The organism is Loktanella sp. R86503 (assembly GCF_042466455.1).
In the GTDB taxonomy this organism is placed as follows: Bacteria; Pseudomonadota; Alphaproteobacteria; order Rhodobacterales; family Rhodobacteraceae; genus Loktanella.
This window is the reverse complement of record NZ_JAXHCI010000002.1, coordinates 3,000,337-3,025,035: the sequence shown is the minus strand read 5'-3', so window position 1 is coordinate 3,025,035 and position 24,699 is coordinate 3,000,337. Positions and strand designations below refer to the sequence as shown.

20 protein-coding genes and 1 pseudogene are annotated in these 24,699 nt (G+C 57.8%); 12 read left to right on the top strand and 9 right to left on the bottom strand.

The window, feature by feature from the left end; genetic code table 11:
- Positions 1 to 170 precede the first annotated feature (170 nt).
- A pseudogene (locus SJY10_RS15960) lies at positions 171 to 1,322 on the top strand (IS3 family transposase).
- Positions 1,323 to 1,511: 189 nt separating this feature from the next.
- Here the strand turns inward: SJY10_RS15960 and SJY10_RS15955 are convergent.
- Complete coding sequence (locus tag SJY10_RS15955) at positions 1,512 to 2,456, bottom strand: sugar kinase (RefSeq protein ID WP_386684436.1); 945 nt, start codon at positions 2,454 to 2,456, stop codon at positions 1,512 to 1,514.
- 159 nt (positions 2,457 to 2,615) lie between these two features.
- Here SJY10_RS15955 and SJY10_RS15950 point away from each other — a divergent pair, with 159 nt between their 5' ends.
- Positions 2,616 to 2,927: a cupin domain-containing protein gene (locus tag SJY10_RS15950; RefSeq protein WP_386684434.1), complete on the top strand. Its 312-nt coding sequence runs from the start codon at positions 2,616 to 2,618 to the stop codon at positions 2,925 to 2,927.
- A 50-nt stretch (positions 2,928 to 2,977) separates the two neighbouring features.
- Here the strand turns inward: SJY10_RS15950 and SJY10_RS15945 are convergent, their stop codons facing one another.
- The 6 genes from SJY10_RS15945 to SJY10_RS15920 form a co-directional block, all read right to left on the bottom strand.
- On the bottom strand, positions 2,978 to 3,721 hold the full coding sequence (locus SJY10_RS15945; RefSeq protein WP_386684433.1) for an SDR family NAD(P)-dependent oxidoreductase: 744 nt from the start codon (positions 3,719 to 3,721) through the stop codon (positions 2,978 to 2,980).
- Between the two features lie 23 nt (positions 3,722 to 3,744).
- The gene (locus SJY10_RS15940; RefSeq protein WP_386684432.1) at positions 3,745 to 6,078 is read right to left on the bottom strand and encodes a DUF4962 domain-containing protein; all 2,334 of its coding nucleotides are present in this window, start codon (positions 6,076 to 6,078) and stop codon (positions 3,745 to 3,747) included.
- Positions 6,079 to 6,159: 81 nt separating this feature from the next.
- Positions 6,160 to 7,725, bottom strand: a complete 1,566-nt coding sequence (locus SJY10_RS15935) for a sugar ABC transporter permease (RefSeq protein WP_386684430.1) — start codon at positions 7,723 to 7,725, stop codon at positions 6,160 to 6,162.
- A 29-nt stretch (positions 7,726 to 7,754) separates the two neighbouring features.
- Positions 7,755 to 8,636 carry a carbohydrate ABC transporter permease gene (locus SJY10_RS15930; RefSeq protein ID WP_386684428.1) on the bottom strand — a complete coding sequence of 294 codons (882 nt, stop codon included), beginning with the start codon at positions 8,634 to 8,636 and terminating at the stop codon, positions 7,755 to 7,757.
- 12 nt (positions 8,637 to 8,648) lie between these two features.
- A complete protein-coding gene (locus tag SJY10_RS15925) occupies positions 8,649 to 9,644 on the bottom strand; it encodes an ABC transporter permease (protein WP_386684426.1) in 996 nt (331 codons plus the stop codon).
- Positions 9,641 to 10,744 (bottom strand): ABC transporter ATP-binding protein, encoded by a 1,104-nt coding sequence (locus SJY10_RS15920; RefSeq protein WP_386684424.1) that lies wholly within the window; start codon positions 10,742 to 10,744, stop codon positions 9,641 to 9,643. The genes SJY10_RS15925 and SJY10_RS15920 overlap by 4 nt, the downstream gene beginning before the upstream one ends.
- Positions 10,745 to 11,088: 344 nt before the next feature.
- Between SJY10_RS15920 and SJY10_RS15915 the strand changes: the two genes are divergently transcribed.
- The 3 genes from SJY10_RS15915 (at position 11,089) to SJY10_RS15905 (ending at position 14,662) form a co-directional block, all read left to right on the top strand.
- On the top strand, positions 11,089 to 12,456 hold the full coding sequence (locus SJY10_RS15915) for an MATE family efflux transporter (RefSeq protein WP_386684422.1): 1,368 nt from the start codon (positions 11,089 to 11,091) through the stop codon (positions 12,454 to 12,456).
- Positions 12,457 to 12,548: 92 nt separating this feature from the next.
- Positions 12,549 to 13,991, top strand: a complete 1,443-nt coding sequence (locus SJY10_RS15910; protein ID WP_386684420.1) for an ATP-binding protein — start codon at positions 12,549 to 12,551, stop codon at positions 13,989 to 13,991.
- On the top strand, positions 13,988 to 14,662 hold the full coding sequence (locus SJY10_RS15905) for a response regulator (RefSeq protein WP_386684418.1): 675 nt from the start codon (positions 13,988 to 13,990) through the stop codon (positions 14,660 to 14,662). The genes SJY10_RS15910 and SJY10_RS15905 overlap by 4 nt, the downstream gene beginning before the upstream one ends.
- 521 nt (positions 14,663 to 15,183) lie before the next feature.
- Here SJY10_RS15905 and SJY10_RS15900 read toward each other — a convergent pair.
- Positions 15,184 to 15,747, bottom strand: a complete 564-nt coding sequence (locus SJY10_RS15900; RefSeq protein WP_386684416.1) for a carboxymuconolactone decarboxylase family protein — start codon at positions 15,745 to 15,747, stop codon at positions 15,184 to 15,186.
- Between the two features lie 149 nt (positions 15,748 to 15,896).
- Here SJY10_RS15900 and SJY10_RS15895 point away from each other — a divergent pair, with 149 nt between their 5' ends.
- Positions 15,897 to 16,496 carry a TetR/AcrR family transcriptional regulator gene (locus SJY10_RS15895; protein WP_386684414.1) on the top strand — a complete coding sequence of 200 codons (600 nt, stop codon included), beginning with the start codon at positions 15,897 to 15,899 and terminating at the stop codon, positions 16,494 to 16,496.
- 17 nt (positions 16,497 to 16,513) lie between these two features.
- Here SJY10_RS15895 and SJY10_RS15890 read toward each other — a convergent pair whose 3' ends face one another.
- Entirely contained in the window at positions 16,514 to 17,248 is a 735-nt protein-coding gene (locus SJY10_RS15890) for a ribonuclease activity regulator RraA (RefSeq protein ID WP_386684412.1), read from the bottom strand.
- 213 nt (positions 17,249 to 17,461) lie between these two features.
- On the opposite strand from SJY10_RS15890, the gene SJY10_RS15885 reads away from it, so the two are divergent.
- The 6 genes from SJY10_RS15885 (at position 17,462) to mscL (ending at position 24,393) form a co-directional block, all read left to right on the top strand.
- Positions 17,462 to 18,151 carry a GntR family transcriptional regulator gene (locus SJY10_RS15885; RefSeq protein ID WP_386684410.1) on the top strand — a complete coding sequence of 230 codons (690 nt, stop codon included), beginning with the start codon at positions 17,462 to 17,464 and terminating at the stop codon, positions 18,149 to 18,151.
- A 248-nt stretch (positions 18,152 to 18,399) separates the two neighbouring features.
- A complete protein-coding gene (locus SJY10_RS15880) occupies positions 18,400 to 19,392 on the top strand; it encodes a TRAP transporter substrate-binding protein (protein WP_386684409.1) in 993 nt (330 codons plus the stop codon).
- Positions 19,393 to 19,467: 75 nt separating this feature from the next.
- The gene (locus SJY10_RS15875; protein WP_386684407.1) at positions 19,468 to 19,998 is read left to right on the top strand and encodes a TRAP transporter small permease; all 531 of its coding nucleotides are present in this window, start codon (positions 19,468 to 19,470) and stop codon (positions 19,996 to 19,998) included.
- 2 nt (positions 19,999 to 20,000) lie between these two features.
- Positions 20,001 to 21,281, top strand: coding sequence for a TRAP transporter large permease (locus SJY10_RS15870; RefSeq protein ID WP_386684405.1), 1,281 nt, complete (start codon positions 20,001 to 20,003; stop codon positions 21,279 to 21,281).
- 130 nt (positions 21,282 to 21,411) lie between these two features.
- Positions 21,412 to 23,808 carry a phenylalanine--tRNA ligase subunit beta gene (pheT, locus tag SJY10_RS15865; RefSeq protein WP_386684403.1) on the top strand — a complete coding sequence of 799 codons (2,397 nt, stop codon included), beginning with the start codon at positions 21,412 to 21,414 and terminating at the stop codon, positions 23,806 to 23,808.
- 156 nt (positions 23,809 to 23,964) lie between these two features.
- Complete coding sequence (gene mscL, locus SJY10_RS15860; protein ID WP_386684401.1) at positions 23,965 to 24,393, top strand: large conductance mechanosensitive channel protein MscL; 429 nt, start codon at positions 23,965 to 23,967, stop codon at positions 24,391 to 24,393.
- Positions 24,394 to 24,699 lie beyond the last annotated feature (306 nt).

Here is a 24,699-nt window from a genome sequence, read left to right as displayed (position 1 = left end):
CAAGAAATCCTACTCAATCGCGAAATGGCCTCCCTCGGGAGGCCTTTTGCGTTTGGCACGCCCCCTGCATGCAGAAAACACAGCCGCGCCGAGCTACACCTAGTGACCTGCCCCCCGCGAAATCCCTCAGTCTAATGTAGAGTCTGCCCAACCCTGAAGGAGCAGACGACATGAGGAAAAGCCGTTTCACCGAAGCGCAGATTATCGGGATGATCAAAGAGCAGGAGGCTGGTTTGCCGACGGCGGAGCTGTGTCGGAAGCACGGCCTGAGCCCTGCGACGTTCTACAAACTGAAAGCCAAGTATGGCGGGATGGACCTGTCCGATGCCAAGCGGCTGAAGCAGCTTGAGGATGAGAACGCGAAGCTGAAGCGCTTGGTGGCAGATGTCATGCTGGACAATGTTGTGCTGAAGGATCTCTTGGGAAAGCCCTGACGACGCCGATGCAACGGCGGGACGCAGTGCTGCGCGCGATGCGGGATCATCCGATCTCTCAACGCCGGGTCTGCGTCTTGATCGGTGTCGATCCGAAGACCGTGCGGCGCGAGAGGCCGCCCGACAACCCGGAGATCCGTCTCGAAATGAACAAGATTGCTGAAAAGCGGCGCCGGTTCGGCTACCGGCGTATTGGCGTTCTGCTGGAGCGCGTGGGCATGATCATGAACGAAAAGAAGCTTTACCGGATTTACCGGGAAGAGGGCCTGTCAGTGCGCCGCCGCAGAGGCCGGAAACGGGCGCGAGGCAGCCGCACACCGATCCAGTGCCGTCTCGGCCGAACCAGCGTTGGTCGCTGGACTTCTTTCCGACACCTTCGGGGCTTGCCGGAAGTTCCGCATTCTGGCGGTGAATGACGATTGTTGCCGCGAAAACCTATGCTTGGTTCCTGACACCAGCATCTCCGGTGCCAGGGTCGCACGTGAGTTGGATGCTCTGGTCCGGGTCTATGGAAAACCCGCCTGCATCGTTTCTGACAACGGAACGGAGTTCATCAGCAAAGCGATCTTGAAATGGGCGAACGACAACAAGGTCGAGTGGCATTACATCGACCCGGGCAAGCCGCAGCAGAACGCCTACATCGAGTCATTCAACGGCAGCTTGCGCGACGAATGCCTCAACGAGGAAATCTTCGACAGCTTGGCCGACGCCCGCCGAACGCTGGCCCTCTGGCGCTACGATTACAATAACGTCAGGCCGCATTCATCGCTCTGCAACAAGACCCCCGCAGAAGCGCGCCGAGCGCTTGAGCTACTTGATGGCATCGCGCCCGGCGCGCTTGCCACACCCGAAACCGACGACTATCAAACCCAAGGACTCTCGTTATGACTGAGGGACGACCTGGGGGCAGGTCACTAGCACTAAAGGTTTAACCCAAAGACCCTACGCAAAGCTGGTGGGAACTTCGGGCACAGATCCTTGAATATCCGCTCTGCGCGCGGCTTTATCGCAGGAACAATTTTTTAGTGGCTTAGATAACCGGGCCATTTGGAATGTCAGCCAGACTGCGACGGCTACTCAGCTCTCTTTTAATTCGACCAGCGCGCCTTTTGCGCCGATGACCTGGGCCGCCACACGTGAGGCCGCGAGGATGCGATCCTCCATCGGCATTTCCCGATCCAAGCCTGCGAAAAAGCCGGCATTAAAGCTGTCGCCGGCAGAGGTTGTGTCTACGATATGGGGGACCGGGGGCGGCGTGACGGTGCTGGACTGACCTGCGTGCCAGTATAGGACCTGTCCGGCACCATTCTTGACCACAACCGTTGTCGCGCCCGCGGTGCGGTAACGGTCGAGGGTGTCTTGAATGGTCGCATCTCCGAAATATGCGGCTTCGTCGTCAAAAGAGGGCAGAACGATATCACAAGCTTGGGCAAACCGCATAACGGTCAATGTCATCTGTTTTTCGTTCGCCCAAAGGCGCGGGCGAAGGTTTGAATCGAAAGCGACGGTTTTGCCGTGGCGACGGGCTGATTGGATCGCGTCAAGCAGGGCATCGCGGCCGGCAGGGTCGAGGATGGCGATCGTGATCCCGGAAAGATAGATCAGGTCCGCCGCCCCCATGGCTTGCGCCAGAGCCTGCGTATCATCAGCCAGCTGCCTTGCCGCAGATTGGGACCGCCAATAAGAAAAGCTGCGTTCGCCTTGATCCAGCGAAATCATGTAAAGACCGACTGTACGGGTCTTGGACGGCACGACATGAGAGACGTCGATGCCCGCGTCTGTCATCTTTTTCAACATCGCGTCCGATACGGCATCCGTGCCGACCTTGGTAAAGTACTGTGTGGCGATATCGGGCCGCAGGGCGCGCATGTACCAAGCCGTGTTAAAGGTATCACCGGCAAAACCCATCTGGAACGCCCCGGGTGCATCGCCGGGTGCCATTTCGACCATGCATTCACCGATCGAAAGAAAGCGGAGCGCTGTGGAGGGGGCGGTTGGGGACAGGATGGGCGTGGAGGTCATGTTGCAGCCTTCGCATGTTAGACTAGTATACCATTGCAACCCGGCGGATTGGTTGCAAGATTAACGATAAGTCTTGCCTGCAACTTCTGCACCAGATCAAGGATCTGCATTGCGCATGAAAGGCGGGCAAGGGCGGGCATATCACAGGAGGCAAATGATATGAGTGAATTTCCGGTCGTCAGTACTGGCGAGCATGTAACGCGGCAGGTGCTGGCCGATCATCCTGATCTGATGGTTGTCGCCTTTCGGTTCGACGCCAAAGGCGCAGAGGGCGCGCTGCACAATCATCCGCATGTGCAATCGACCTTTGTCAAAGAAGGGCGGTTTCGCTTTACGGTTGACGGCGTAGAGACCGAAGTGGGTCCAGGCGACAGCTTTGTTGTAGCATCAAATGTGGTGCATGGTTGCGTCTGCCTAGAACCGGGATTGTTGGTGGATTGCTTTACGCCGCGGCGCGACGACTTTTTATAAGCGGAAAAAGGCGGGCCAGATCATGGCCCGCCTTTGAACGACTGCAGCAATTAGCTGAACAGCATGCCACCGTTGATGTCGACGTTTGCGCCCGTGATGAACGCGCTGTCGTCGCAGGCCAGGAACAACACCAGATTTGCGATATCGACGGGCATGCCCTGACGCTTTACCGGGGATGCGTTTTCGACAAAGGTGCGGACCTCTGGCTTGGTGTGGACGTTGTGGAAGTCCGTATCGATCATGCCAGGGCAAAGCGCGTTGACGCGAATGTTTGGGCCAAGCTCTTTTGCAAGGCCGCGAGTCATCGTCATGACCGCACCTTTGGACGCTGCATAGGCAACCGAACCCGGGCCACCGCCGTCACGGCCAGCTTGGCTGGCCAAGTTGACGATTGTGCCGGATTCCATGTGTTCCAGGCATGCTTTGACCATCAGGAATGTGCTAGTCAGGTTCAGATCCATGACCGCATTCCAATGCTCTAACGACATCTCGGAGATTTTCTTGCGTGCGATCAGGCCGCCGGTGTTGTTAACCAGAATGTCGACGCTGCCGAAATCTGCGACAGCTTTGCCCACCAGCGCATCAACGCCTTCTTGGGTGTTCAGGTCGCCCTGCAGGGCAAAGGCCTTGCCGCCGGCTGCCGTGATTTCAGCCACGGCGCTGTCTGCACCTTCGCTGCTGGAAAAGTAGTTGATGGCGACGTTTGCGCCTTCTTCTGCCAAGCGAATTGCGCAGGCGCGGCCGATGTCGCGGCCGCCGCCCGTGATGATCGCTGTTTTACCTTGAAGTTTCATGTGTCTTCCTTCCTGTTTTTTGGTCAAGCCGGCAATGTGCCGACGTCGAATGTTTTGGGCACAATGACGCGGAAAGAGCGGTCATCGGCATCGGTGAAGTACAGGTCGCAGTCGTAGCCCTGATCGTCCAAGAAGCTGAAGATCCGGCGCGGCGCGGCTGTAGGATAGGGCACCAGCAAGGTTGCGATGCGATGGCGGATGGCCTTCGGGAATGTCGCCTTCAGACAGGTGCTGACGGGCAGCCCCGCGATCTCTGACGGGTCAACATCGGGAAAGCCGGTTTGCTGGGTCAGGGTCGGCACGCCGGCCTCTGACCACAGGAACTGGCCGTAAAAGCCAGCATTCTCGCCTGTGTAGCGGAATGTGGTGTCGCCCAGCGTCATGGGGGCATTGGCGTGCAACAGAAAATCAACCTCGACCGGTTCATCAGCATCGATGGAATCGACGATGACGAAGTATTCGTTGTTCACGAAATAGACGTCGCGCAGCACAGAGGTAATTTCAGGCGACAGTGTCTGATAGGCCGCTGTGGCGTCGCCCTGTATATAGATGTGATCGCCGCGGTCTTCGGCGATATTGATCTTGCCGGTGGACTGCATCGCAAGCGATTTGTCCTTGCCCGCATACTGACCCTTGCCGTTGACCAGAATGGCGTTCTTGGACACCGTCTGGCGGCGCCAGTTCTGGTGCATGGTGCTGTTAAAGGCGACGTAGTAGCCGGACTGGATCGCAAGATCTTCGCCAAACCCTGCCAGACAGAACGCATTCTGGTCGCCATGGCTGTGACTGATCGAGCCATAGGGCGAGGATTTCATCACGAACTGGATATGGTTTTCCGGCTCTTGCATCCGGTGCTGGATCGCGACCCAACCGATGCCTTTGAACCAGCGGAACTGGTCGTCATCCGCAGGGGGGACGGCATCGATGATCGGGAAATCCGTGCGATAGGCAAGTTCGTCAAAGTTGAAGTCCCACCAGCCCCAGTTATAGAACATCTGTTCCGTGCCTGGGTTGGTGCGTTTGATTTCGTCGTAATACCACTGATAGGCACCGTTGCCGGTGACGCCGGCGTATTGGCGCAGGTTATAGCCGATCTTGACCGCGGGCAGATCGCCCATGGTGCTGTCATCGCCAAAGGTGGCGCGGCGGGTATCGGGTGCCTTGGTGTAAAGCGGGAAATCGCCGGTGCGTTGAAAGAACGGGCGGTCATAAAGGTTGATGCCTGTGTACCCTTTCAGCAGGTTCGCAGCGTCGATCAGATAGGCCATGCCGGTCATCCAATAGTGCGGACCTTCAGCCCAGCCGCCGTCCTTGTCACCCCAAGGCGAATAGACGGTGAACAGGAATTCAATGGAATAGTTCAGCCAGTCTTCGGCCTCTGGTGCGTCGTCAAGCAGGGCGATGGATGCCGGGATCAGCACGGCAGACACGGCACGCACAGCGTGACTGTCAAAGGGGAACAGGTGAATATTCGCGTGCTTGATGATGTGGTCTGCGGTTTCGCGGGTGCGGGCCAGCAGGGCAGTGCGCACGGTCGTGCGCTCTTCTTCGGTCAGCTGGTCGTAAAGCCAGTCATAACCCCAAGCGAGGGCAACGTTCACGCGGAACGCCCATTCGTCGGTATAGCTGCGCGACGTCGTGCCGGCCGGATTCCAGGCCGCGGCAGACAGCAGCCAGTCCTTGGCACGGGCCAGCATGTCGGCGTCGCGGGTGACCTGTCCGCCGATGGCCAGATGGCGGATCGCGTAAAGCAGTTCCTGACAGTCGATATAGGTCTGGCGCCAGATCGGCGCGGTGCGCTTATGATCCGGATAGCCCGCAGGTTCGGGCATGATGTCCCGGTCCATCCACGGCAGAACGGATTTTTCAAAGAAGGTGGACCATGTGCAATGATCGGCGTCAGCCGCAACGTCGCTGCGGAATTGGTCAAGCCGGTCCGGCGTCAGCCACAGGCGCGGGTGACTGCGGTTTGCCATGGCAAAGCGTGTCTTGCGGCTGGCCAGCGGCGTTTCGGGCAGGTCTGCCGCGACGGTAAAGCTGCGATCGGTGCTCCATGCGGTGACGGCTTGGCCCGCGTCGTCACAGACAGCGTAGGACCAGACGTAATCGCCGGCGGGCAACACGGTATCAGGCGTGAAAAAGTTCAGCGCGATGCCGGAAAAGGTATGGGTCGATTTCGCCGGATAGGACGGGTCGGTCGACATACGCAGCACGTATTGTGCCTCGTCCTCGATCACTGGAAGCCATGTGAAACGCGGCGGGTTTTCTGCCACGGCAAAGCCGTCGGCTGGCCCGTATTGAATGGTCAGACGTCCAGTCTTGGGCTCGTCCAGCATGGGTGTCGTGCGAGGAGGCATCGGAGTGCTTTCTGATCGGATCAAAGGATAAAGTTGAAGTGCGGCCACCGGGGCGGCCGCACCTCTGCTCGGGAGGAACTGTTACTGATACTGACGTGCGTAGGCAGAGTTCATGACTTCGATGACCTGCGGGTAACCCATCTTGTCGAGGGTGGCTGCGTAGTCATCCCATTCGGCCTGCACGTCGCCGGAACCAAGGATCCAGGCTTGCTGGCGTTCCAGCATATAGGTGCGGATCGACGGCCAGTACTTGTCGTAGATTTCCTGCTCTTCCTTGTCGAAGGCCACACCAAGGAACTGCGGGATCAGCAGGTCGTTTTCCTCGTACATGGCGATGCCTTCCAGTGCCTCAGGAGAGGTCCACTGGATTTCATAGCGGTAGTCCTGATAGAAACCGCGCTGGATCTGGGCACCTTCCAGATACATCTGGCTGTTTACAGCCACGTCGCTGTTCAGCACTTCGGGTTTAAAGGTCGGCTCACCATCGACCATATCCCATGTTTTACCTTCGACGCCGAAGTTCGCCAGATTGCGGCCTTCTTCGGTGAAGAAAAAGTCAAAGTACTTGATCGTCTCGACGGGGTGTTCGTTCATGAAGCTGATGGCCCAGCCGTCGGGTTTGATCGGAATGCGGCGATGCTCTTCCATGCGGACGCCGGCCTTGGACGCCGGGGGCAGAAAGGGGATGAAGTTGAAGCCTTCAACCTTGTCTGCCAGCGCGGAGTTGTAACCAGAGGTGGATGCGAACCAGTCATGAGTCGAGCCGCCCAAGTTTTCCGACAGCAGATAATCGCGCGAGGACGAACCGCGGGTAAAGATTTCGGGGTCAATCAGACCTTCGGCATACCACTTTGCGATTTCGGCCAGACCATCACGGTAGGCTTCCTGCGCATAGGGGTGAACGATACCGCCAGCATCATCGACATAGAAGTCGTGGTAGGTATCAGAGCCGGAAGAACGGGCATCGAACAGAGTCAGCAGGCGGTTCACCTCTTCCCACTGGCGCGAGAAGAAGGGGATTTCGTCCTTCTTGCCGTTGCCGTTCGGATCGCCGTCACGGAAGGCAACCAGCACGTCGTAGTATTCGTCGACGGTCTGCGGCTGTTCCAGACCCAGCGCGTCCAGCCAATCCTGGCGGATGTACCAAGCGCGGGCAAATTCACCATCGGGCAGATAGGGGATGTAGTAATAGTTGCCGTCGTAGGCGGAAATCGCCTGCTGCAGCTCCGGGTGCTCGTCCCAGAACTTTTGGATGTTGGGCGCGTGTTCCTTCACCAGATCGTTCAGCGGAACGAATGCGCCTTCTGGGCCGTACTGGTTCACGGGCTGCTGGATCAGGTGGCCGCCGACGATGTCGGGCAGCTTGCCCTGCGCCAGCAGCAGGTTCATCGCTTCGGCGCTTTCGGTAGAGTTGGCACCGGCGGTCGCATCCTTCAGGTGGATGTTGGTCATCGCGCGCGCGGCTTCTTCGACCGGATAGATCTTGGATGCATCGCCGCCCACGCCGTAGCCTTGTGCGCGGGGCCAGTGCATGTGGATCGTCAATTCCAGCGGCTCGTCAACGATTTGCAGATGGCTTTCCGCAAACGCGGGCGCGGTCATCGCCGTAGTCATCAGGATCGCCGAAGTCAGTGTAAGATGTCGCATTTGGTTTCCTCCCTAGATGCGGTCGTTCGTTATTCTTTCACCCCTCCCAGAAGGATGCCTTTGTTGAAGTATTTCTGCAGGAACGGGTAGATCAGCAGGATCGGGATGATCGAACAGACGATGATCGCCGCGCTGACCGTTTCAAAGGAATAGGCCGCGTTGATCAGGGTGCTGGCGAATTCTTCGTCGTCAGACAGTTCCATGATGACGTGGCGCAGATAGACCTGCAGTGGGATCTTGCTTTCGTCTTGCAGCAGGATCATCGCCCAGAAGAACCCGTTCCAGCGCGATACGATGCAGAACAGTGCAACGGTCGCGATGGCCGGTTTCGACAAAGGCATGTAGACCTTCCACAAAACCTGAAATTCATTGGCACCGTCCATGCGGGCGGCCTCTTCGAAGGACTGGGGGATGCCTTCGAAAAAGTTGCGCAGCAGGATGATATTAAAGCCGCTGACCGCAAAACCGATGATGATACCAAAGTAGCTGTCCAGCAGGTTCAGATCCCGCATGTTCAGGAAGAACGGGATCATCCCGGCGTGGAACCACATGGTGAAGGCCACCATCAGGTTCCAGAAACGGCGCCCGTAAAGCTGGGGCCGGGACAGGGCGTAGGCACCTGGAATGATGAACGCAAGGCTCATCAGCGTGCCGCCAATAGTGTAGATGAATGTGTTCTTGTACGAAATCCAGAACATCGGCTCTGACAACACGCGGCTGTACGCCTCTAGCGTAAAGCCCACCGGGGTCAGAAGCACGTTGCCAGCGCGTGCCTCGAAGCCGGAGCTCATGGAGAGGGATGCGATGTAGATGAACGGATAGAGCGCCGAGATGGTGAACATGCCAATCAGCACCATGTTCAGGATCACGAAGGCTTTGTCGCCGCGCGAGTAGAGGTTCATTTTAGCCATGATTTCTATCCCCTACCAAAGCGATGTGCGCGAATAGCGCTTGGATACAGTGTTCGCGGTCATCACCAGAACGAATGCGACGACGGCGTTGAATAGACCCGCAGCGGCGGCAAGATCGTACTGCCCGCCCTGCAAACCTTGCCGATAGATGAAGGTGTTCACGACATCGGCGGTGGAGTAGGTGGCCGGCTGGTACAGCAGGATGATCATCTCGAACGACACTTCGAGCATGTTGCCGATGCGGATGATCAGCATGATGATGATCGTCGGCATGATCGACGGAACGGTAATTTTCCACATCATCTGCCAGCGCGACGCGCCGTCGACGACTGCGCTTTCGTAAAGCGTTGGCGACACGCCAGCGATGGCGGCCAGATAGACGATCGATTGGAAACCGGCCTCTTGCCAGATCGTGGTGCCGACGAAAATCGGGCGGAACCATTCGGCCTTGGTCAGGAAGTAGATGGGATCGGCGCCGAACCATTCCAGAATGGTGTTCACGATACCGGCGGACGGGGAAAACGCGGTAATGACGATACCGGCGATGATCACCGAAGAGATGAAGTGCGGCAGATAGACGATGGTCTGCGCGGTCTTCTTAAAGGTCTGGTTCAGCACTTCGTTAAACATCAGCGCCAGCAGGATTGGCACAGGAAAGCCAAAGGCAAGGCTAAGAAGGCTGATATAAACCGTGTTTTTCAGCGCGCGAATAAACTGTTCGCTGCCAAACAGGGTATGGAAATGTTCAAGCCCGATCCACGGGCTGTTCGCCACACCGCGAAAGATACTGTAATCCTTGAACGCGATCTGCAGGCCATACATTGGCGTATACAGAAACACTAACAGCCAGATAATTGTCGGGGCCAGCAGCAGATAAAGCTGCCATTCGCGGCGCATGTGATCGCCGACTTTCTGTATCCGGCTGGGGTGGCGGTAACGCTGGGCTTCTTTGGCTTCGGCGACGAGTTTCTCTGTCGATCCGCCAGTATGATCCTCTTGCATGGTCATGCGGCACGCGTCTGGCCGGACAGGGCCACCCCGGTTTTGCCGTCGAAGACCTTGATCAGCTCTGGCGCGACGGTAAAGCCGTTGACGGCATTCAGTCGGCCAAGATTGCCAAGGGTTTCCGTGCGGATGACGAAGGGCGCAACGCCAAGGGTCATGTGCAGCAATGCCTCTGACCCCAGCGTTTCGACCAGTTCTAGTTCGCACTGGACTGCGCCGGGCTGCTTTTCGGTCACGATTGCCGCGTATTCAGGGCGAACGCCGACGATGACTTCGCGCCCGACGGCATTTTGCAGATCTGCCAGCGGTGCAAGCGCAAGTGTCTGATCGCCGAATTTCGCTACCGGGCCGGTGTCGCCGGCGGCGATGGTCGCCTTGATCTGGTTCATCGGCGGGGCACCAAGGAAGCCTGCAACGAAAGCGTTGGCCGGGTTCAGGAACAGTTCCATCGGGGTGCCGATCTGTTCGATACGGCCGTCGTGCATCACGACAATCTTGTCGGCCAGCGTCATCGCCTCGACCTGGTCGTGGGTAACGTAGATGCTGGTCACGCCAAGACGCTTGTGCAGACGTTTGATTTCAGCCCGCATCTGGGTGCGCAGTTTTGCGTCAAGGTTCGACAGGGGTTCGTCGAACAGGAATACTTTCGGGCGGCGCACAATCGCGCGGCCCATGGCAACCCGCTGGCGCTGACCGCCGGACAGATCAGCCGGGCGGCGTTCCAGATAGTCGGTCAGGCCAAGAATACCGCTGACTTCCTTGACGGCAGAAGCGATGTGATCCTTGCTTTCCTTGCGGATTTTCAAACCGAAAGCGATGTTGTCGGCCACGTTGAGGTGCGGGTAAAGCGCGTAGTTCTGGAACACCATGGCCACATCGCGATCCTTGGGGGCCGTGCGGTTCATGATGCGACCGTCGATGGTCAACTCTCCGCCAGAAATTTCCTCTAGCCCGGCGATCATCCGCAAAGTGGTCGATTTACCGCAACCCGACGGGCCAACGAGCACCACAAATTCTTTTTCAGCGACATCCAGATCGATCCCGTGAACGACCTCGACCGCGCCATATTTCTTTACGATGCCCTTTAGCTGCACGCCTGACATGAAATCTCCCCCACAAACGCAATCCACAGCGCGATGCGCCGTTTCCTCCTACCGGCACGAATCCTGTAAACCCTGCTGGTTTATCTGGTATACTAGTAAACGATCTGGCATACTAGAATTAATTGAAGAGGAATGGCCGAAAACTTCAGGCATCAGCGATGACCCGCCGATGTAACTGATTGTTTTGTGGCTGCTTATTTCTATCGCACGGCGATGGAATACCATGAAAGACGAAATATGATCCCCGAGTGTACGCTTTGGCATGATTGCCCAATTGCGTGTCTGCACAGGCTTAGGTTGTGCGCCAAGCGGAATGCATTAATCACTTGTAAAGATTGCAGAACATGACCGAAGCCGCCAAAGCCGCGCCTATTCCGACAACATGGAATATATTTCAACTGGCCTGGCCGCTGACGCTAAAGGCGATGATGCTGCACGGCATCGTGGTGACGGATTCCCTGCTGGTTGCGGCGCTGGGTGAAGAATCGCTTGCCGCCATGGGGCTGGCGGCTGCGATCGGGACGTTGCTTTTAGGCATCCTGCTCGCCTTTTCCAACGCGACGCAAATCCGGGTCGCGGTCGCGTTCGGTGCCAACCATCCTGTCGATCTGAAATCGGGGTTTTATTGCGGATTGGCCATCAACCTTTGCGTTGCCCTGATTGGTATCATTGGTGTCTATCTGTTTGTTGGCGGCATCGTGGAGGGGCTGGCGCATACCCCTGACATCGCCGCACAGGCCCAGCGTTACTTGGGCGTGTTCATGTTTGTCGTGCTGAGTGAAGCTGTCTGTCAGTGCCTGTCGGGTCATTTCGACGGCAGCGGGCAGACGCGGGTGCCGTTCTATAGCTATCTGATCGCGGTTCCGGCGAATGTTTTGTGCAGTGTCGTGCTGATTTACGGTCTGTTCGGTCTACCACAAATGGGGCTGACCGGCGCGGCCGTGGGCAGTGCGGTATCGTCTGTCTTGCGCGCTGTCTTTCTGGGCACCGTGTTTTATCGCCAGAATCGCTGGTATCGTGATGTGACAGGGTGGCGGCAAGGGTCGTTCTGGACCGCTACTAAGCGGCATCTGATATTTGCGCTGCCCATCGCCGCGACATTCGGCAGCAGCACAGTGGCCAATAGTGCCGCGGCGCTGATCTATGCGAAAATGAGCGTGAATCAGTTTGCAGCTATGACCCTGATCATGCCCTGGGTGCAGATCGCGGGCACGATTGGTATCACCTGGGCGCAGGCGACCGGCATCATCGTGGCGCAATTGCTGGGAAAAGCGTACAGCAGTGCGGCGCTGGATATCTTTCTGCGCCGGGCATGGCGCATTGCCTTTGTCGCCGCGGCGTTGGTGTCTGTGACCTATCTGATCGTCTGCCTTGCATCCGGTTGGATTTATCAGGGGCTGCAGGCCGAAACGAAATCGGCCTTATTCAGCTTTTTGCCTGTCCTTCTGCTTTTGCCATTTCCCAAGGGGTCCAACGCGATCTGCGGCAATACGCTGCGGGCGGGGGGCGACACGATCTATGTGATGAACATCTTCGTCGGGGGGCAGTGGCTTGTCCGTATCCCCCTGACCGCGATCATGGTTTTATATTTCGACCTGTCGGTGACTTGGGTCTTTACCCTGTTGCTGGTTGAAGAACTGGTCAAGTTTCCGGCCTTTCATATGCGGCTTTTCAAAGGAAAATGGAAAACCGGAGAGGCAGGCGGCACCTGACGTTTCAACGCGTGCCTGCGCAAGCCTACTGTTTGCGGGAAACCGGAAAGAGGCGTTCATTATTCCTGCATATTTGTGTGACACTGCGCGGCATGAGCCGAATCCAGTCCTCACTTGCCGTCCGCTTGTTCGTCGCGATTGCGGCCACGGCTGTTGCCGTGGTTGCCATCATGGCGTTGCTCGTGGCGCTATCCATGCGCGACGGATTTGCCCGCTATCTGCTGCGAGGAGAGTTGTCCCGCTTTGACAATCTGGCCACGGCCCTGGCGCAGGATTTTACGACACCACCCGGATGGGCTGATCTGGCCGCGAACCCGGCCGCATGGGGCGATCTGGTCCGTGAATACGATATGCGCCCTGCACGGCCGGAGCCTGCATCTGCGTCTGACAAACCCGGACCGCGCCCACCCGCTGGGCCGCCCGGCATGGGCGGACTGCCTATGCTTGAACGGCTGACCTTGCTGGGGGCGGCGGGCAACTGGATTGCCGGTGCCCCAATTCAGTCCGGCATGATCGAGCGACGCACGATTTGTGCCGACGGTGATTGTGCGGTTGGTCCGGTCCTTGGGTATCTGGCGCTGCGTGCACCGCTGACAGAGGCCAGCAGCGGCGATCAGTTCTTTCTGCGCGGACAATACGCTTCGCTTGGTTTGACTGCACTCATTGCAATCGGCGTTTCTGCGCTGGCAGCCTGGTTCGTATCGCGGCAAATCCTGATCCCGATCCGGCATCTGGCGGCGGGGGCGAAAACGATGGCCGCAGGCGATTATACGGCCCGTATTCCACAGGACCGGACTGACGAATTGGGGCAGCTGGTCGGGCACTATAACGCGCTTGCCGCGACGCTGGAACGCACAGACAAGGCAGAGCGAGAGTGGATGTCGAACACCAGTCACGAATTGCAGACGCCGCTTGCGACCCTGCGGGCGCAGATCGAAGCGGTGCAGGACGGTATCCGCGTTCCGAATGCGCTGACGATGGCGGCCATGCATTCTGCCGTGTTGCGGCTGTCGCGGCTAGTGCAGGATATCAAAACGCTCTCCCACACGCGTGAAGGCGGGATGACCGCCACCATGCGCCCGGAGGATTTGTGCCACATCGTTCTGGATGTGACAGAGGTGGTGAAACCACATCTGGCGGACAAAAATCTGACCATCTCGCTTGATATGCCCAGCACCGCCCCGCTGATTTGCGACCGGATCCGCATCGGTCAGGTCATCGACAACCTGATGCAGAATGCAGCGCGATACACTAATGCGCCGGGCACCGTGCGGCTGCGGATCGTCGATGCCGGCGACGCGTTTCACCTGACTGTGGATGACACGCCGCCGGGTCCGGACCCGCAGGATATTCCGCGCCTGTTCGAACGGTTCTACCGGGCCGAATCCTCTCGCTCTCGGGCTTATGGCGGGTCCGGGCTGGGGTTGTCGGTCTGTCAGGCCATCGTGGAAAGCCACGGCGGCACCATTTCCGCCAGCCTGTCAGAGCTTGGCGGGTTGTGCGTTGCAATCATATTGCCAAAGGGCCCTGCATGACCGCGCGTATCCTCATTATCGAAGATGAAATCGCCTTGGCCGAGGTCGTCCGCGATTACCTGATTGCCGCCGGTATGCAGGTTGATACGCAGGCCGAAGGGACCGGAGCGGCTGATGCGGCGTTGGCGGGTCACTATGATCTGGTTGTGCTGGATCTGATGTTGCCGGGGGTCGACGGTCTGACGATCTGCCAGGAGGTGCGGCGCAGCAGTGATGTCCCGATCATCATGACAACCGCTAAGGTCGAGGAAATCGACCGCCTATTGGGCTTGGGGATGGGGGCGGATGATTACCTGTGCAAACCTTATTCGCCACGTGAACTGGTTGCCCGGGTGCAGGCCATCTTGCGGCGCAGTGCGGGGCGCATGTTGGGTGCGGATGCGCCGAAGGAACGCATTTTTATGGACCCGGAGCGGTGGGTTGCGACTCTTGACGGGCAGGCATTGGACCTGACGCGCCGCGAATTCATGATATTGCAGTGTCTGGCCAACCGGCCGGGCCGTGTGTTTTCCCGTAACGCCCTGCTTGAACACGCTTTTCCCGGCGATACTGACGTATTCGACCGCACAATCGATAGCCATATCCGCAATATCCGCCGCAAGGTTGCGGCCGTGAGTGCGAGTGATCCTATCCGCTCTGTCTATGGGGTCGGCTATGCCTTTGATGGCTAGGATGGTTGGTGACATCCGCTAACGCGGTTGTTGCCGATGCATCGTCAGGCCCTTTTTCACAGGCTGCACTTTGGCTGCATAATTGCTCCACTCTGGCTCCTTTGCGCGGTGGCAAACAGCTTTTGTACAAGGCGAATAATGCCATCACAGGAGCAATATGACCATGACGCAGACACGCTTGCAGCAAAGGCGCGGAAACACGTCGCAGACTTATTATGCGGTCAATGGGCGGTGGCGACCGTCCTGTGTTCTGGCTGCGATTTTTGCATTGGGGATGCTGGCTGTTATTGATGCGGGGTTATCTGCCGCGCGTGCAGACGCCCCATCGGGCGAGCCGCCAGCCGCAATCACTGATGTTTCGCCAAACGTAGAGGCGCCCCCTTGCGGCCATCACGTGGCGGCCGACGTGTGCAGCATGCCTCTGTAGTTCCGGCGCTAGGTATGATCGGGCAATGATCGCGGCATCGTGACGAGCCTGTCAGATTGGCCCGGCGCATGCGAAGTGCGCCGGGCCAGGGCGCTTAGCGCTCGGACACGGGGGTCCAAGCAAATTTTTCCATGATCGCGTCGACGGGCGTGTTTGCGATGTGGTTGGTGTAGTTGCTCATAACCTTCTGCGCGAGACCAAGGATGACTTCGAGCACATGACGCTGTTCGTATCCTGCGTCATAGAAAGCCTGCAGCGTGTCATCGCTGACATTACCGCGCTCGCGCACCATGGCAAGGGTGAAGGTGCGCAGGGCTTCCAGCTTGGCCGTAGGCAGGGGCGTTTCGTCACGCAGCGCATCAGAGATCGCGTCGTCGACTTTCATCATCTTGGCGATGCCAGTGTGCGCAGGCACGCAATAGTGGCAGGCATGTTCGACGTTAATGGTCTGCCAGACAACAGTTTTTTCATCGGCGTCGAAAGCGGTTTCTTCTGCGAACAGGCGATGCAGAACCTGATAGCCTTCGAATGCGGCAGGAGAGCCGGCCAGAACGCTATGCAGGCCGGGAAGGCGGCCAAATGCAGCTTTGGACTTTTCAATCAGCGGGATGGATTTTTCGGGGGCGTTGGTTTCGTCAAGACGGTCAAGCGTGGACATATCAAACTCCTGTCGTGCGACACCGGAAGTGTGCCGCTTCTGAGGCGGTGTATGGATATATTTGAGCGATCACTCAAGTAATAAAAGAGTGATCGCTCAAATATGGTGCGGGTCTTTGAAAGAGCAGCTTAAAGGTATATCTAACCCGCATGCCCCGTGACCCGTCATATGATCGCGAAGCGGCCTTGCAGTCCGCGATGAACCTGTTCTGGGTGAAGGGATACAACGCGACATCCTTAAAGGATCTTGAAGCCGCGCTGAAAATGCGCCCCGGTTCGATCTATGCCGCCTTTCAAAGCAAAGAGGCGTTGTTTCACGAGGCGCTGGATCTATATGCGGGCCGGATGGAGGCGGAACTGTCCGCCACAATCGCCAATGCAACGTCGCCCCTTGCTGCGCTGCGCGGCTATCTGGTGTCGCTTGGCGGGCTGGAACCCTGCGAAAAGCCGTCAACCGCCTGCATGCTGGTGAAATCCTTGTTGGAAATCCAGACTGACAGCCCAGCGTTGCGCGGTGCCGTGCTTAATCATCTGGAAAAGGTGCGGCAGCATCTGACGCAGGCGTTTGTCAACGCGCAGGCTTTTGGCGAAATCCCGGCAGAGTCTGATCCGGAACGGCTGGCCCAACGGATGCAGACCTATATCTTCGGTCTGAAAATTCAGGCGCAGCGCGAAACCGATCCCGTCGCGATGCAGCGGCTGGCTGACGACCTCTCGCAAGAGATCGCCAGTCTGGCGCGCGCCGCTTAACGGCCTTTCCACGCCGCTTAACGGCCTTTCCACGCCTCAAAGCGGATCAGCGTGTCCGGGTCGGTCGGTGGATAAAGGCCGATGATCGGGCGACCGTTCATAACTTCCTCAAGCACGAAATCTTCGAATACCTCCATCGGGGCACCTTCGACTGCAATTTCGCCGGCCAGATGGCGGGGTATGACCATGACGCCATCGGCATCACCAACGATAATGTCGCCGGGATAAACGGCGGCGTTGCCGCAGCTGATGGGCACATCAATGTCGACAGCGTGGTGGCGGGTCAGGTTGGTCGGGGCCGACGGTTTGGCGGCAAAGACAGGCATTTGCAGCGCGGCAGCCCCGGCCGCATCGCGGATGCCGCCATCGGACACAACGCCCGCGCCGCCGCGTACCTGAAGGCGTGTCAAAAGGATCGAACCGGCAGAGGCTGCCGTTGCATCGCCGCGGCAATCCATGACCAGAACATAACCTTCCGGGCATGTTTCAATGGCGACACGCTGGGGGTGATCGCGTTCACGAAAGGCAGTCAGCGGATCGGTGTCTTCGCGCGCCACGATGTAGCGCAGGGTAAACGCGGGTCCGACCATGCGATCCTGACCTGCACCAAGTGGCGCAACCCCTTGGATATAACAGGTGCGAAACCCCTTTTTGTAAAGCAGCGTGGCAATGGTTGCGGTGCTGATACCCTTCAGCAGGTTCAGGGTGTCAGAATTCAACGGGATCTGGTCGGCGGGTGCCGGATTGGCCATCGGGTCATTCCTTGTGTGCAGTGCGCCAAGGTAACCCCCGGCGGGTGGCAACTTACCGGTCAGTAACGCTGCCATGATAAAACAATAGCAAGAGTTCCTCTGGTATACTAGTATAGAGATGGCGTGCCTTTGACGAAGATCGTCCGCTACAGTGCCGAGATATGGATTTTCGAATACAAAGGCTTTAATGGGGCGCGACCGGGAGGGATTGATATGAAGCAAGCCGCACAGATGAGCTATGGCCGGACTGCCGTTGATACAGTGGCAGATTTTCTGTTCGACGAAATTGCAACCCTGCGGCTGTTACCCGGGGCCAAGATATCAGAAGCGGACGTTGCCGCACAGTTTGGTGTGTCCCGCCAACCGGTTCGCGACGCCTTTAGCCGTTTGGCGAATATGGATCTTTTGCTGATCCGTCCGCAACGCGCGACGGAAGTGCGCCGCTTTTCCAGTGCCGCGATCGAAAAGTCGCGATATTTGCGCCGGGCGGTCGAACTGGACGTGCTGCGCCGTGCTGCCGGGCTTTGTGACAAGGGCGGGGCTGACCTGCTGGATGATTGTATCGCGCAACAGCAGGCGGCGTGCGCCGCCGGTGATTATGCGACTTTTGGCAAGCACGACTATGCGTTCCATAAAACCCTGTGCAAAATCGCCGGTGTGCCGTTTGCTTTCGACATTATCTCTGAAGAGAAGGCGAAGGTGGACCGTCTTTGCCTGCTAAGCCTGTCAAAAGAGGCCCGGATGCCAGAGTTGATCGACGATCACCTGCTGATCGCAGAAATGGTCAAAACCGGTCAGGCCGAAAAGGCCGCAGAGGCAGGGGCAGGGCATTTGTCACGCCTTGATGTCACCATCGACACGATCAAGGTACGCAATCCGGATTACTTCGACGACGAAATCTGATCGTCTGTTTCGCGGCATTTCAATTGTACCGTTGCGCCATGCCATCCTTGGAAAGGAGTGGCATTTTGCAATCACATCGAACGACCGCCTGTCCGCGTGGGGCCTGTCCGATGCCGGCTTTCGTTACATAACGTTAAGAATTGACAGAGCCTGTTGTTTACTAGTATTCCAGATTTACCGTTTGGCGATTTGATTGAGGGAGGTTTCGATCAAAGCGCCAGCCAGTCAAAAAGATCGGGGAGGATCACATGACTATTTTTTCAAAGAACACATTAATGATGTCCGGCGCATTGCTTTGCGCAACGATGGGGATGGCAACATCCGCTGGCGCGCAAGAGCTGCGCGGCTGGAACATCCACGTCGAAGATTATCCGGTTTCCATCGCAATGGAATCATTCGCCGAAGAAATTGCTGAAAAGACCGGCGGCGAACTGACAGCCAAGACATTTCACAACGGCGTGCTGGGTGATCAGCCCGACGCCATCGAGCAGGTTCGCCTTGGCGTGATCGATTTTGGTGAATTCAGCCTTGGGCCAATGGGCCAGGCCATTCCCGAAACCAACGTCGTGTCCCTGCCTTTCATCTTTAAAAGCATCCCTGACATGTATGCCCTGATGGACGGCGCTGCGGGCGAGGCGATCGGCGAAGGGATGAAGGCCAAAGGTATCGTGCCGCTTGGCTGGTATGACGCCGGTGCACGGTCGTTCTATAATTCGGTTCAGCCCATCAATACGCCTGCTGATGTCGAGGGCCTGAAAATCCGCGTGATGAGCAACGATCTGTTCGTGCAGATGGTCGAGGCCATGGATGGCAACGCTACGCCAATGGCCTTTGGTGAAGTCTATCAGTCGATCAAGACCGGCGTCGTCGATGGTGCGGAAAACAACCCACCATCATACGAATCGACCAACCATTACGAAGTTGCCAAATACTATTCCCTGACAGAGCATCTGATCATTCCCGAGTGTCTGTGCATGAGCCTGAAGACTTGGGAAAAGCTGACGCCAGAGCAGCAGGACATCGTTATGACGGCCGGTCGGAACAGCGCCAACCTTCAGCGCGAGTTGTGGGCAGAGCGTGAAGCGGCCAGCATGGAGGTCATCAAGGCCGGCGGCACCGAGGTGAATACGGTTGAGGACAAGCAGCCGTTCCAAGACGCGATGGGCCCGGTATACGAAGCCTTTTTGGCTGACAACCCTGACCTGACTGACCTCGTCAATCTGATCCGCAACGCTGAATAAGCAGCACTGCAATTTGGACCCGCCCGGCATCGGGCGGGTCCCTTTCGTTCCATATCCCATTTATCAGAGGTTGCGATGACGCAAGATACGCCGATGATCCGTGCGGCCGAGCGAGTGATGGCAGTGCTGCGTGCAATCTGCATGTTGGTCGCCTCGGTTTCTTTGGTCGTTTTAATCGTAACATTCGGCTGGTTGGTCTTTGGCCGCTACGTCATGAACGTGACACCAACCTGGGTGGAACAGCTGGCCTTGCTGCTGATCTGCTATGTCGCATTTCTGGGGGCGGCCGTTGGTGTTGGTGAAGACACCCATATCGGCGTGACCCTTTTCCGGGACATGCTGCCGACAACCGCACAAAAGGTCACACTTATTGCGATCGACGCCATGCTGGCCGCCTTTGGTGCCATCATGCTGTTTGCGGGGATTACGCTGATGCGCTTTGGTTGGGATACCATGTTGCCAATGCTGGATATTCCCGAAAGCTTTCGCACCCTCGCCATCACGTCATGTGGCGCTTTGGTCATGCTGTTTGCGGCTGTGCGCGGTCTTATCCGCATCATGCGTTTTGGATCCTGGGATCTGAACGCCGAATTCAAGGAAGTCTGACCGTGGGCCTAGCTATTCTGCTCCTCGTTTTTAGCGCAGGCGTTGTAATCGGGGTTCCGGTTGCCTTTGCCATGGGCATCGCCGCCGCTTCGGCCTTCTGGTACGAAGGCTTTCCAATGCTGATCACCTTTCAGCGGGCGACCGCTGGTGTGTCGGTGTTTTCGCTGCTGGCGATCCCGTTCTTTGTCTTTGCGGGCGAAATCATGTTGCATGGTGGCATTGCCAAGCGGCTTGTCGGCCTTGCCTCTGCCCTTGTTGGCCACTTCAAGGGTGGCCTTGCGATGGTGAACATTTTCTCGTCCATGCTGTTTGGTGGCATTTCCGGCTCTGCTGTTGCAGACATTTCGGCGCTTGGCTCCTTGCTGGTGCCGGTGATGAAGGAACGTGGTTATCGCCCTGACTTTGCGGTGAACGTGACGGTAACCTCGTCCATCGCAGGTATCGTCATTCCGCCAAGCCATAACATGATCATCTTTGCTGTGGCCGCAGGCGGCGGCATTTCGGTGTCAAAGCTGTTTCTGGCTGGTGTGATCCCCGGCATTTTGATGTGCGTCAGCCTTGCGGTTGCCGCCTATATCATCTCGGTCAAGGATAACTACCCGTCAGAGCCCTTTCCCGGCTGGGGCACGGTCGGCCGGACTGCCGCCGATGCGATTCCGGGTTTCATGACGGCTGTCATCATCGTCGGCGGCACGCTGTCAGGCGTATTTACCGTCACTGAGTCAGGTGCTTTTGGCGCGATCTATGCTGTCCTGCTGACGCGGTTCTATTATCGCAGCCTAAGCTGGCAGCAGTTCGTCATTTCGGTGACAGGTGCTGTGCGCACGACGGCCATGGTGATGATCCTGATCGCCTTTGCCAGCTCCTTTGCCTATCTGCTGGCGCTGTATCAGGTCCCCGCAAAGCTAAGCGATCTGCTGGTGTCCATTTCGGACAATCCGATCATAATCCTGCTGATGATCAACGTGATCCTGCTGCTGCTTGGCATGATCATGGACATGGCCGCGCTGATCCTGATCTGTACGCCAATCTTTCTGCCCATCGCCAAAGGGCTTGGAATGGACCCGACCCAGTTCGGTATCATGCTGCTGATCAACCTTGGCCTTGGCCTGTGCACACCGCCTGTCGGAACCTGTTTGTTCGTCGGCTGCGCAGTCGGCCGGATCAAGATTGAACAAGCGCTAAAGACGATCTGGCCGTTCTATCTGGCGATTTTTGTCGCGCTGATGCTGGTCACCTACATCCCCGGCGTCTCGCTTTGGCTGCCGTCGCTGTACGAGTGATCGCAGATTCCCTTTCCCGGTGTCCTGCCGGGGAAGGGGCATGAACGGAAAACAAGGACCGGCAGTGCTTTCACCCGGCATGGTGATGCGCTAAGAACGCGCAAACGTTGATCTGGCGAAAGTGCGCGCGATGAAATTCACCCTGTCTTGGCTGAAAACTCACCTTGAAACAGAAGCCTCGGTTGAAGAAATTGCCGAAGCTCTGACCGACCTTGGGCTAGAGGTCGAAGGCATCGAAAACCCCGCCGAAGTGCTGCGCCCCTTTACCATCGGTTACGTGGAAAGCGCGGAAAAGCATCCCGACGCTGACAAGCTGCGGGTATGCCAGGTGCGCACTGGCAAAGGGGTAGAGCAGATCATTTGCGGCGCGCCCAATGCACGGCAGGGGATCACCGTCGTGGTTGCCAGCCCCGGCGTTTACGTCCCCGGTATCGACACGACCATCGGTGTGGGCAAAATCCGCGGCATCGAAAGCTTTGGTATGATGGCATCAGAGCGCGAGCTAGAGCTGTCGGAAGAGCATGACGGCATCATCGAACTGGCCGAAGGCACCGTTGGCGACAGCTTTGCCGACTGGCTGGCGGAACATGATCCGGCCCGCGTTGATCCGGTGATCGAAATTGCGATCACGCCTAACCGCGCTGATGCGCTGGGCGTGCGCGGCATTGCTCGCGATCTGGCCGCCCGCGGTCTGGGCACGCTCAAGCCGCTGGAGGCACCGCAGATTGCGGGCAAAGGCGCGTCTGGCATCGCTGTCAGCATTGACGACGACACACGGGACGGTTGTCCGGTTTTTGCCGGTCGCCTGATCAAGGGCGTTAAAAACGGTGCTAGCCCGGAATGGTTGCAGACCCGTCTGCGCGCGATCGGGCTGCGCCCGATTTCATTCCTCGTCGATGTGACGAACTATTTGACCTACGATCTGAACCGCCCGCTGCACGTCTTTGACGCGGACAAGGTTCAGGGCAATCTGCGTGTTCACCGCGCCAAGGGCGGCGAAGAGATCGTGGCGCTGGACGACAAGACCTACACGCTGTCTGCCGGCCAGATCGTTATCTCTGACGATGCTGGCGTGCAAAGCATTGCTGGTGTCATGGGCGGGGCGGCCACTGGCTGCACGGCCGAAACGGTCAACGTGTTCGTCGAAAGCGCCTACTGGGACCCCGTGCAGATCGCCTACACAGGCCGCGCTTTGAAGATTAATTCCGATGCGCGTTACCGGTTTGAACGTGGCATCGACCCCGCCTTTACGCCCGACGGGCTGGATCATGCCGTTGCAGTGATCCTTGCGGTTGTTGGGGGCGAAGCCTCTGACGTTGTCATGGCGGGTGCTGTGCCACAGGTGGATCGCGCTTATAAGCTGGATACCGACCGCGTTGTCAGCCTTGTCGGTATGGATATTCCGGCCGAAACGCAGCGCGCGACGCTGACGGCGCTGGGCTTTGTTCTGGATGGTGACATGGCGCATGTTCCCAGCTGGCGCGGTGACGTCCAAGGCGAGGCTGATCTGGTCGAAGAGGTTGCCCGCATTGCATCCCTAACCAAGCTGGTCGGCGTGCCGATGCCGCGCACCCAGCCCGGCGTGCCAAAGCCTGTTTTGACGCCGTCGCAGGTCCGCGCAGGTGCCGCGCGGCGTACCGCGGCGGCGCTTGGCTACAATGAATGTGTGACTTATACGTTCATTGATCAGGCCGCTGCGGCGCTTTTTGGGGGTGGCACGGATGTGACACGCTTAGAAAACCCTATTTCATCTGAAATGTCGCATATGCGTCCGGCCTTGTTGCCCGGTCTGCTGCAGGCCGCCGCCCGCAATCAGGCCCGCGGTTTCAATGACGTAGCCTTGTTCGAAGTTGGTGACATTTTCGATGGCGGAGAGCCGGGCGAACAACGCCCCTGCGTCAGCGGTATCCTGATCGGGCGCACCGGGCCGAAGTCGGTGCATGGTGATATGCGCCCCGTCGATGTGTTCGACGCCAAGGCCGATGCCGAGGCGATCCTTGCCGCGATGGGTGCGCCGGCCAAGGTGCAGATCATGCGCGGCGGTGAGGGCTGGTGGCACCCCGGCCGTCATGGCCAGATCTGTCTGGGGCCAAAGAAGGTGCTGGGTGTGTTCGGTGAATTGCATCCCAAGGTGCTGCGTGCGCTGGATATCAAGGGCACGGCCGTCGGCTTTACCCTGTTCCCGTCGGAAATTCCGCTGCCGCGCAACAAGGTGAACACCCGCGCGGCATTGGTGGCCACCGATCTGCAAGCGGTAGAGCGTGACTTTGCATTTGTTGTCGATGCCCAGGTCGAGGCGCTGACACTGGTGAATGCCGCTGCCGGGGCTGACAAGGCATTGATCGCCGACGTGCGGGTCTTTGATGAATTCATTGGCGGCGCTGTGGGTGAAGGACGCAAATCCCTTGCCATCACGGTCCGCCTTCAGCCGACAGATGCGACCTTGACCGAGGCGCAAATCGAAGCGGTCGCCAAGCAGATCGTTGCCAAAGTCGAAAAGGCCACGGGCGGCACACTGCGCGGCTAATTGGTCGCTTTCTTTGGGTCGGTTTGGTGCCAAACCGGCCCAGAGGGGGAAATTTGCGAAAAAAACCCCTACTGGATCAGGAAATTTGATCTATACGACTGCTGGAAACAAACTTGCGGCATTCCGCCGCAGAATAAATCAGTGTGGGGACGCAAGATGCTAAACGAATTTAAGGATTTCATCGCCAAGGGCAATGTCATGGACCTGGCGGTCGGTATTATCATCGGTGCTGCCTTCACAGCTATCGTCACCTCGCTGGTGGGTGATCTGATCAACCCGATCATCGGCCTTGTGCTCGGCGGCGTTGACTTCAGCAACATGTATGTTGTGCTTTCTGGTGAAGTGCCGGCAAACGCTGGTCTTCAGGTCGCACGTGATGCCGGGGCTGCTGTGTTTGCTTACGGCGCGTTCATTACCGCCTGCATCAACTTTTTGATCATCGCATTTGTCGTGTTCATGCTGGTTAAGTTCGTCAACAAGCTGAAGGCGCAAGCGGAAAAGCCTGATGACGTTGCACCCGAAGTCGAAACCGGCCCGTCCGAACTGGACGTTCTGCTGGAAATCCGCGACCAGCTGCGTCGCTAAACCACTTTATTCCGATCGAAAAGGCCCGCCAAATGCGGGCCTTTTTTCGTTCAGCGATTGCTGCGGTGTTCCGTGCGCCGATAATCGGTCTGATTATGGGCGATCCGATGCTGCTGCGGATGTTCTGTCTGCCGCCTTGATGTCAATGCATAGATAACGACAGCAGCAATGCCGATTGCGGTCATACTTGCAAGAAAAACACTTAACGTCATAGAAAAACCCATCCTTCGCTGCCGGACTAACAAGCGGCAGAAAGATAGGTTCCATGTGAGGCGGAATTCATCGCCGCGGTGCAGAAATACATCA